Raw genomic sequence first — 9095 nt, forward strand, 5'->3', positions numbered from 1 at the left:
AGGGGGGAAGCTGATTAAGCGTCCGCATGTCAAACAACATGAAAAATATTGAATTTGAAAAGCCGGCCTATTCAGACTGGCAAGATGCAGCAATCAAAGCTTTAAAGGGGAAACCATTTGAGTCTCTATTCACGAAAACAAATGAGGGTGTTACACTACAGCCCATGTACACACAAGAAAGTTTAGTAGCTAAGCTTGGTGATGAGCTTGATCGACAAGTTGCCACAATTCGTTCCCTACAAAATAGTCAAGCATTTCAAGTAGCTCAGCAAATTCATGCTGATACGAGTGAAGCGTTTTTTGCACAGCTTGATGACAGTTTAGCTCGAGGTAATGAAGTTATTACCATTGATAGTCGTGTTAATTTTGACTGGACAGAAGATGTATTGGTCAAATTAGCATCATATTTCTCAGAATATTCATTTAAAATTACTATTAAAGATACAAAAGACCCATTATTAACAGTGTTTGACAAAATTGCTTTGGATCAACGAGAAGCTGTGAAAGGTTTCATCGTTTCGAACGAACCAATCTCTTTATATGCTTTTCCGAGCGTGCGCTCAGTCGGCGCTAACACAGTCCTTTATCACAATGAAGGTGCCAACGCCGTTCAAGAATTGGCCTATGGACTTGCATTAGCAGCAAAATTTGTAGAACAGGAAGAAAGCTTTGAAGCATTTTCAAAGAAATTTTTTGTATCCTTTGCTGTTGATACGCAATTCTTTACAGAAATTGCAAAACTCCGTGCTTTTAAAGTACTTTGGAAAGCGTTCTCATCTGCCTATGATGTTACAGAAAGTGTAAAAATTCCAACTGTTGCTGAAACATCTTTAAGAAGCTTCTCTAAATTGGATGTTTATGTGAATTTATTACGATCTTCTAATGAAGCGCTTTCTGGGTTAATCGGTGGTGCTGATCTCTTTACGGTTCATCCACATGATGCGTTAACAAAGCCTACAGAACAATCAATACGTATTGCTCGTAACGTGTCATTAATTTTAAAAGAAGAAACAAATGTCTTAAAAGTAATAGACCCTGCAGGTGGCTCTTACTTTATCGAGTCGTTAACGGCAGACTTTGTCAAAGATGCATGGGCGTTATTCTTAGAAATAGAGGCAGCTGGCGGCATTGATGAATACACTGCATCTGGCAAGCTCGCTGAAGAAGTAGAGAAATCGTATCAATCTCGTATTCATGCTGCACAAACACGTAAGCAATCATTGATTGGAGCGAATATTTATGCCAACCCAGCTGATGCACTTGAATGTGAGACGAATCCGTTATTTGCTAGCATTAAACGAAGTGCTATTCCATTTGAAAAGCTGCGTGCAGAAATGACGGCAGCTGATGTGAAAACGGGTATTTTAGCATTAGGTACATTAAAAAGCTCCAAGCCAAGAGCAGATTTTATTGCTGGTTTCTTAAATACGGTAGGTCTTGTTCCTGAAAAAAGTGAACCGGCGGCAACTGTTGAAGAGGCAATAGCTTGGCTAAAGGCAACAGAGGCTAAATATGTTGTCATTGCAGGTAATGATGAGGATACAAAGGAATTTGTCCATGCCATTTTAGCAGACAAACCAGCAGGTGTACTTGTGGATGTGGCTGGGAAATTTAAAGACGAAGAAGAAGCTTGGTTAGCAAATGGCTTAAACGGCTTTATTTTCGCAGGACAGAACATCATTGAAAAATTACAGTCAGTGTTCGCGAGCATAAAGGAGGTCCAACGATGAGTAAGCCAAATTTTAATGCAATTGAAATAGAAAAAGTTTTATCAGCTAATGCACCTCAAGCGTCTGATGATAAGTTTATGACAAATGAAGGTATTGAAATTAAAGATATTTATACAAAAGAAGATATCAAGGATGCTAAACATTTAAATGATGTAGCTGGTATTGCACCTAATACACGCGGACCATACCCTACCATGTATGTGGCTCGTCCTTGGACTGTTCGTCAATATGCTGGTTTCTCAACAGCCGAAGAATCCAATGCCTTTTACAAGCGAAATCTGGCAATGGGACAAAAGGGTTTATCTGTAGCGTTTGACCTAGCAACTCACCGAGGCTATGACTCTGATCATCCACGTGTTACAGGGGATGTAGGAAAAGCAGGCGTAGCGATTGACTCTGTTGAGGATATGAAAATTCTTTTCGATCAAATCCCGTTAGATCAAATGTCCGTTTCTATGACAATGAATGGTGCCGTACTACCAGTTCTTGCTTTCTATATTGTAGCAGCAGAGGAACAAGGCGTAACACCAGAAAAATTAGCAGGGACGATTCAAAATGATATTTTAAAGGAATATATGGTGCGTAATACATACATTTACCCACCAGCTATGTCGATGAAAATCATTGCAGATATTTTTGAATATACAGCAAAGTATATGCCGAAATTTAACTCAATTTCGATTTCTGGTTACCATATTCAAGAAGCGGGAGCAACAAATGATATTGAGCTTGCCTATACGTTAGCAGATGGTTTGGAGTATGTGCGTACAGGACTAAAAGCAGGCATTGATATCGATGCATTTGCACCACGTCTATCGTTCTTCTGGGCCATTGGCATGAACTATTATATGGAAGTGGCTAAAATGCGCGCAGCACGTCGTATTTGGGCACAGATGATGTCAACGTTTAATCCGAAAAATCCGAAAACATTAGCTTTGCGTACCCACTCGCAAACATCTGGGTGGTCATTAACAGAGCAAGATCCGTTTAATAATGTAGCACGTACGTTAATCGAAGCAAATGCGTCATCAATGGGACATACACAATCACTGCATACGAATGCACTAGATGAAGCCATTGCACTTCCAACGGATTTCTCTGCACGTATCGCACGTAATACGCAGTTATTTTTGCAAGAGGAAACAGCAATGACGAAAGTAATTGATCCATGGGGTGGTTCGTACTACGTGGAGAAATTAACAGAAGAAATTACTAAATCGGCATGGGCATTAATTGAAGAGATTGAAGCGCTTGGCGGTATGGCGAAAGCAATTGAAACAGGCCTTCCTAAAATGAAAGTTGAAGAGGCAGCTGCTAAACGTCAAGCGAAAATTGACTCCAAGACAGAGACGATTGTTGGTGTAAATAAATATCGTCTGACGAAAGAAGAGCCAATTGACATTCTAGATATTGATAATACCCTAGTGCGACAAAAACAAATAGAGCGTTTAGAAGCGATGAAAGCCGCACGTGATGAGGCTGAGGTTCAAAAACATTTAGCTCGTTTAACGAAAGCGGCGCAAGATGGCGAAGAAAATTTACTAGCTATAGCAGTTGATGCGGCTCGTGCACGTGCCTCTTTAGGAGAAATTTCGGATGCAATTGAAGCCGTTTCCGGACGACATAAAGCTGTCATTCGTTCTATTTCAGGTGTCTACTCTGCCAACTTCTCTGATGAGGAGCAAATTTCAGAAGTGAAGCAAATGACAGAAGAATTCCTTGAAAACGAAGGCCGTCGTCCACGTATTTTAGTAGCTAAAATGGGACAAGATGGGCATGACCGTGGAGCTAAGGTTGTCGCAACAGGCTATGCTGATTTAGGCTTTGACGTAGATATTTCTCCATTATTTATGACACCTGCTGAGGCAGCACAAATGGCTGTTGAAAATGATGTTCATGTCATCGGTGTCTCTTCGTTAGCAGCGGGTCATAAAACATTAGTGCCTGAATTGATTGCGGAGTTAGAAAAATTAGGACGTGAGGATATTATCATCATTGTGGGTGGTGTTATACCTGCTCAAGACTATGATTTCCTTTATAATGCTGGGGCAGTAGCTATCTTTGGACCAGGTACCGTGATTCCTGTATCCGCACAGAAAATCATTGAGGAAATCTACAAACGTTTAGGCTATGAGGAAGTGTCTGAATAATGGACAACAACAAAGGAATGGAAGAAAGTGCGCTATTTGTGATGGACGGAGTCGAGGCGACTCACGACGGTATGCACTATGGTACACCTAAAAAATTCCGAAAGAAAAAAGCCGACATTGTTAATATTAGAGAGCTTGCACAACAAGTACGTGCAGGCTCTCGCACACATTTGTCAAAAGCCATTACCCTCATTGAAAGCTCGAATGCTACACATAAAATCCAAGCGCAGGAGCTTTTACAGGAGCTTTTACCGCATACAGAAAAGAGTATTCGAATCGGGATTACGGGTGTTCCAGGAGCGGGGAAGAGCTCTTTCATTGAGGCTTTCGGAACAATGCTTTGTGACATGGGAAAACGAGTAGCAGTCCTTGCGATTGACCCAAGCTCTTCTTTATCAGGGGGGAGTATTTTAGGAGATAAAACGCGCATGGAGGAGCTCGTCAAGAAGCCTACTGCTTTTGTACGCCCTTCACCATCCGCTGGTACCCTTGGGGGTGTTCATAAAAAGACACGTGAAACGATGTTAGTTTGTGAAGCAGCAGGCTATGATGTCATTCTCATTGAAACAGTGGGTGTGGGACAAAGTGAAACCTATGTCCGAGGCATGGTGGATTTCTTCTTGCTTTTAGTTTTAACTGGAGCAGGAGATGAATTGCAGGGCATGAAAAAGGGCATTATGGAGTTAGCAGACGCCATTGTTGTGCATAAGGCGGATGGTGATAATGTGCGGCTTGCCAAGAAAACTGTCGCAGAGTATAAACAGATTCTGCATTTTTTACAGCCTGCTACACCAGGCTGGATGTCAACTGCAATGCCAGTTAGTTCATTGGAAAAACGGGGTCTCGATAAGGTTTGGGGAACCATAGAAGAATTTAAACAAATTGTTGAATCAAACAGTTATTGGGCTACTCGACGTCAAAAACAAACAAAAGAGTGGTTCCAATCCATGATTACTGATCATTTAATAGATATGTTCTATGAGAATCCACAACGTAAAGCACAGGTACAGCTTCTGGAACGTCAAATTTTAAGTGGCCAACTAACGGTTACACAAGGTGTAGATCGTTTATTTAACGAGGAACAGGAAGATCAGTAAACTAGTTTCTTTATAAGCTTAGAAAATTCAACTGACATGTATGAGCAAGTGGGTGCACAAATTCGTTGCAAACTGCTATGATAAGAGATGTATGTGCGTCAAATACCTACTATAAAAAGCTGAATTGACGCGATTTGAAAGGAGCTATCGCTATATGAATATGGATTACGATTTATTTATGCAGGAAATTTTAAAAACAGCTCGTGCTGAAATTGAAACGGCTGGCTACGAACAGCTAAAAACACCAGAGGCTGTTGAGGAGGCGTTTGCTCGTCCAGGTACAACATTAGTTATGGTGAACTCAGTGTGTGGTTGTGCGGGTGGTATTGCTCGTCCAGCAGCAGCACAATGTGTACATTACGATAAACGCCCAGATCACTTAGTAACAGTATTTGCAGGACAAGATAAAGAAGCGACTGCAGCGGCTCGTTACCTTTTTGGGGAAGATCACCTACCATCATCACCATCATTTATTCTATTAAAAGATGGACAAGTTGTCGCTGAAGTGGGGCGCTATGAAATTGAAGGGCATGACCCGATGTCAGTTGTGACAAACTTACAAGCAAACTTTGAAGAATATTGTGACGAGCTGTAAGTCAATTTTTGCATAAGAGCAATCCTTTATAACTTAAGTAGAAAAGCCTCATAGAAAGTTTATCTATGCAGGCTTCCTACTTAATTATCATGTATAGATAGTTCAGCATTACCATTAAAATTTTTGTAATATTGGCTAAATAATTAGCGATATTCACTGAAGAGTACTAAAAGATAGGAGGCAGTCGGCCTGAAGAAGTTTTCAATCGGCTATCGAACTTTAAAAACAGCAATTGGTGCAGCACTTGCGATTGCCATTGCTCAATATTTTAATTTAGCCTCGTATGCCTCTGCTGGTATTCTAACGATATTATGTGTACAGCCAACGAAGAAAAAATCCATTCATGCAGCCTATACACGATTAGTTGCTAGTATAGTGGCCATGTTTTTTGCCTTTGTAAGCTTTGAGCTTTTTTCCTACCAGCCACTAACACTAGCAGGTATGCTATTGCTTTTTATCCCAACGATTGTGTCCTTAAGAGTTGCAGACGGATTTATTTCTAGTGTCGTAATTATTATGCATATTTACGCCGCTAAAAGTTTTTCGATGGAGCTTGTTTATAATGAATTGGCGTTAATGGCAATCGGCTATGGAACCGGTATAGCCATCAATATGTATATGCCAGATATTCAAAAGGAATTAAATTACTACAGAGTTAAAATTGAGGAACTATATAGCAAAATATTTTTAGAAATTGCTAGCTATTTACGACAAGGGGATACGTTATGGGATGGGCATGAGATCATTGAAGCTATTCGAACATTAAATGATGCAAAGTCCTTGGCATTTAAAGATGTTGAAAACCATTTTACGAGACGTAAAAATGATTACTATATGTATTTCGATATGCGAGAAAAACAGCTAGAAATTATCGAAAGGGTATTACCGAAAATTACAACTTTACCTGTTATAGTACAAGAGGCTGAAATTGTGGCAGATTTTCTACAAGACCTCGGGGGACATATTCATTCTGGAAATACAGCGAGTCATTATCGGGAAAAGCTAGAGCAGGTGAAACATGATTTCTCTCAGCTACCATTGCCGCAAAATCATGAGCAATTTATCGCTCAAGCCGCACTCTATCAGTTTATTGAGGAAATGGACAGGTATTTAGAAATAAAGCAGTCATTTAAAGGTTTAAAGGTAAAAAAAGAGCGCCCACAGTAGTGTGGACGCTATGGCCTTGCCTTAAACTAGCATTGATAAGCCGAATGCTAGAGATGAGATTAGCATGATTGCGACCATAGTATAAACAACGATTTTTTGAAACTTTTTATTACTCATATGCTCGTTCGCTCCTTCTTTTCTTATAAATAGTTTATCAAATCTGAAAAATTTCTCAAGTAGTAGAGTTTTGACAAAAAAGTCTGTAAAATAGAGTATGTACCATAACAGAAGGAGATGTCACCATGGAGAAAGTAGATCATATTGGGATTGCGGTGCGCGATCTTGATGAACGCATTACATATTATACAGAAACTTTAGGTTTAAAGTTGTTGAAAGTGGAAGAAGTAGATTCACAACAAGTTCGTGTTGCCTTTATCGACGCAGGCAACGTGAAATTGGAGCTATTAGAACCAATGAGTGAAAAAAGTGCCATTCATGGATTTATTGAAAAACGTGGAGAAGGTATTCACCATATTGCTTTTGGTGTGACAGGAATTCGTGAGCGTATGGTGGAGCTTCGTGAAAAAGGTGTACGTCTTTTATCGGAAGAGCCAGGACCTGGTGCTGGAGGTGCAGAGGTTGCGTTCATGCATCCTAAATCTTCGTTCGGGGTGTTATATGAATTATGTGATAAAAGTGGAAAAGGGGATAAGTGATTAATATGGATATGTTCGACAAAATCAATGACTTGTATGATCGTAAGACGGTAATTGAACTTGGTGGTGGCTATGAGCGCATCGAAAAACAGCATGAAAAAGGGAAATTAACAGCTCGTGAACGTATTGATTTGTTACTAGATGAAGGCACATTTTTTGAAATCAATCCATTTATTACTCACCGTACAGTAGACTTCGGAATGGAAAAAATGGAAGGCCCTGGTGATGGTGTTGTAACTGGTTTCGGTAAAATTAACGGACGTCCAGTATACTTATTCTCTCAAGACTTTACAGTGTTTGGTGGCGCACTAGGTGAAATGCATGCGAAAAAAATGGCAACAGTTATGGACCTCGCTGCGAAAAATGGCACACCATTTATCGGTATTAACGATTCAGGTGGCGCACGTATCCAAGAGGGTGTTCTTTCATTAGATGGCTATGGTCATATTTTCTACCGAAATGCGATTTACTCGGGCGTTATTCCGCAAATCTCCGTAATAATGGGGCCATGTGCTGGAGGAGCTGTCTATTCTCCTGCAATCACAGACTTTATCTTAATGGTAGATAAAACATCTCAAATGTTTATAACAGGACCTAAAGTGATCGAAACTGTAACAGGTGAAAAAATCTCTGCTGAAGATTTAGGTGGTTCGAAAGTAAATAATGCAGTAAGTGGTAATGCTCATTTCCGTGCACCATCTGAAGAAGAGGCAATTCAAGAAATTAAAAAACTATTAAGCTATCTACCACAAAATAATAAAGAAAAAGCACCTCGTCAAGATCGACCAGAGGGGGATGACTACCGTCCAGAAATCGTAGATACTGTACCGATTGAAACAACACGTCCTTATGATGTACGTAAAGTCGTTGAACAAGTAGTGGATGAAGGTTCATTCATGGAAGTTCATGCAGAATTTGCGAAAAACGTTGTAGTTGGCTTTGCACGTATTGCTGGTGAGTCAGTTGGTCTTGTTTGTAACCAACCAAAAGTACTTGCTGGAGGATTAGATATAGACTCTTCCGATAAAGCAGCTCGTTTTATCCGTACTTGTGATGCTTACAATATTCCAATCATTACATTTGAAGATGTATCTGGTTTCTTCCCAGGTGTTAAACAAGAACATGGTGGCATCATTCGTCATGGCGCGAAAATTCTTTATGCTTATTCCGAAGCAACTGTACCAAAAATTACAGTGATTTTACGTAAAGCTTATGGAGGCGCTTACGTTGCCCTAAACTCTAAATCAATCGGTGCAGACCTTGTATTTGCTTGGCCAAACGCTGAGATTGCAGTTATGGGAGCTGCCGGAGCTGCAAACATCATTTTTGCCCGTGAAATTGCAAAATCAGATGATCCAGAAGCAACACGTGCGGCAAAAATTGAAGAATATAAAGAGAAATTCGCCAATCCATACGTTGCTGCATCTCGTGGTATGGTGGACGATGTTATTGATCCAAGAGATACACGCATTAAACTGATTCAAGGACTTGATATGCTATCTAATAAACAGGAAACGCGTCCTGAGAAAAAACATGGTAATATTCCATTATAAAAAGTCCAAGCCTAGTAGCTTGAACTGAACCCCGAATAGTGGACACTTTAAAAAGTGACCCTATTCGGGGTTTTTTGTTCATTTCACAAAAAAATCTCGTTATACTAAATATACGAAATTAAGAACGGGAGAAATTAGCATGAGTAA

The 9095-nt window shown here is 40.0% G+C and carries 8 protein-coding genes; 7 read left to right on the top strand and 1 reads right to left on the bottom strand.

The annotated features are described in order from the left end of the window. The first annotated feature begins 26 nt into the window (after positions 1–26). From C9J29_RS11175 to C9J29_RS11195, 5 genes are all read left to right on the top strand, one after another. Positions 27–1730 (top strand): methylmalonyl-CoA mutase family protein, encoded by a 1704-nt coding sequence (locus C9J29_RS11175; RefSeq protein WP_107922157.1) that lies wholly within the window; start codon positions 27–29, stop codon positions 1728–1730. Next, positions 1727–3880: a methylmalonyl-CoA mutase gene (scpA, locus tag C9J29_RS11180; RefSeq protein WP_008179938.1), complete on the top strand. Its 2154-nt coding sequence runs from the start codon at positions 1727–1729 to the stop codon at positions 3878–3880. The genes C9J29_RS11175 and scpA overlap by 4 nt, the downstream gene beginning before the upstream one ends. Beyond that, a complete protein-coding gene (meaB, locus tag C9J29_RS11185; protein ID WP_107922158.1) occupies positions 3880–4977 on the top strand; it encodes a methylmalonyl Co-A mutase-associated GTPase MeaB in 1098 nt (365 codons plus the stop codon). The genes scpA and meaB overlap by 1 nt, the downstream gene beginning before the upstream one ends. 154 nt (positions 4978–5131) lie before the next feature. Further along, positions 5132–5572, top strand: a complete 441-nt coding sequence (locus C9J29_RS11190) for a BrxA/BrxB family bacilliredoxin (protein WP_008179942.1) — start codon at positions 5132–5134, stop codon at positions 5570–5572. Positions 5573–5776: 204 nt separating this feature from the next. Beyond that, entirely contained in the window at positions 5777–6739 is a 963-nt protein-coding gene (locus C9J29_RS11195; protein ID WP_309545009.1) for an aromatic acid exporter family protein, read from the top strand. 21 nt (positions 6740–6760) lie between these two features. Here C9J29_RS11195 and prli42 read toward each other — a convergent pair whose 3' ends face one another. Beyond that, entirely contained in the window at positions 6761–6856 is a 96-nt protein-coding gene (prli42, locus tag C9J29_RS24115; protein WP_150907189.1) for a stressosome-associated protein Prli42, read from the bottom strand. A 125-nt stretch (positions 6857–6981) separates the two neighbouring features. Between prli42 and mce the strand changes: the two genes are divergently transcribed. Together mce and C9J29_RS11205 are read left to right on the top strand one after the other, a co-directional pair. Beyond that, on the top strand, positions 6982–7395 hold the full coding sequence (mce, locus tag C9J29_RS11200) for a methylmalonyl-CoA epimerase (RefSeq protein WP_012295035.1): 414 nt from the start codon (positions 6982–6984) through the stop codon (positions 7393–7395). A gap of 5 nt (positions 7396–7400) precedes the next feature. Continuing rightward, positions 7401–8948 (top strand): acyl-CoA carboxylase subunit beta, encoded by a 1548-nt coding sequence (locus C9J29_RS11205; protein WP_025116102.1) that lies wholly within the window; start codon positions 7401–7403, stop codon positions 8946–8948. Positions 8949–9095 lie beyond the last annotated feature (147 nt).

Origin of the sequence: Lysinibacillus fusiformis (assembly GCF_003049525.1) — a bacterium.
Classification (GTDB): Bacteria; Bacillota; Bacilli; order Bacillales_A; family Planococcaceae; genus Lysinibacillus; species Lysinibacillus fusiformis.

What these genes read in the sequence shown, in the direction of transcription:
- C9J29_RS11175 (WP_107922157.1), top strand. Translation starts at nt 27, where the DNA reads ATGTCAAACAACATGAAAAATATTGAATTTGAAAAGCCGGCCTATTCA.
- scpA (WP_008179938.1), top strand. Translation starts at nt 1,727, where the DNA reads ATGAGTAAGCCAAATTTTAATGCAATTGAAATAGAAAAAGTTTTATCA.
- meaB (WP_107922158.1), top strand. Translation starts at nt 3,880, where the DNA reads ATGGACAACAACAAAGGAATGGAAGAAAGTGCGCTATTTGTGATGGAC.
- C9J29_RS11190 (WP_008179942.1), top strand. Translation starts at nt 5,132, where the DNA reads ATGAATATGGATTACGATTTATTTATGCAGGAAATTTTAAAAACAGCT.
- prli42 (WP_150907189.1), bottom strand. Translation starts at nt 6,856, where the DNA reads ATGAGTAATAAAAAGTTTCAAAAAATCGTTGTTTATACTATGGTCGCA.
- mce (WP_012295035.1), top strand. Translation starts at nt 6,982, where the DNA reads ATGGAGAAAGTAGATCATATTGGGATTGCGGTGCGCGATCTTGATGAA.
- C9J29_RS11205 (WP_025116102.1), top strand. Translation starts at nt 7,401, where the DNA reads ATGGATATGTTCGACAAAATCAATGACTTGTATGATCGTAAGACGGTA.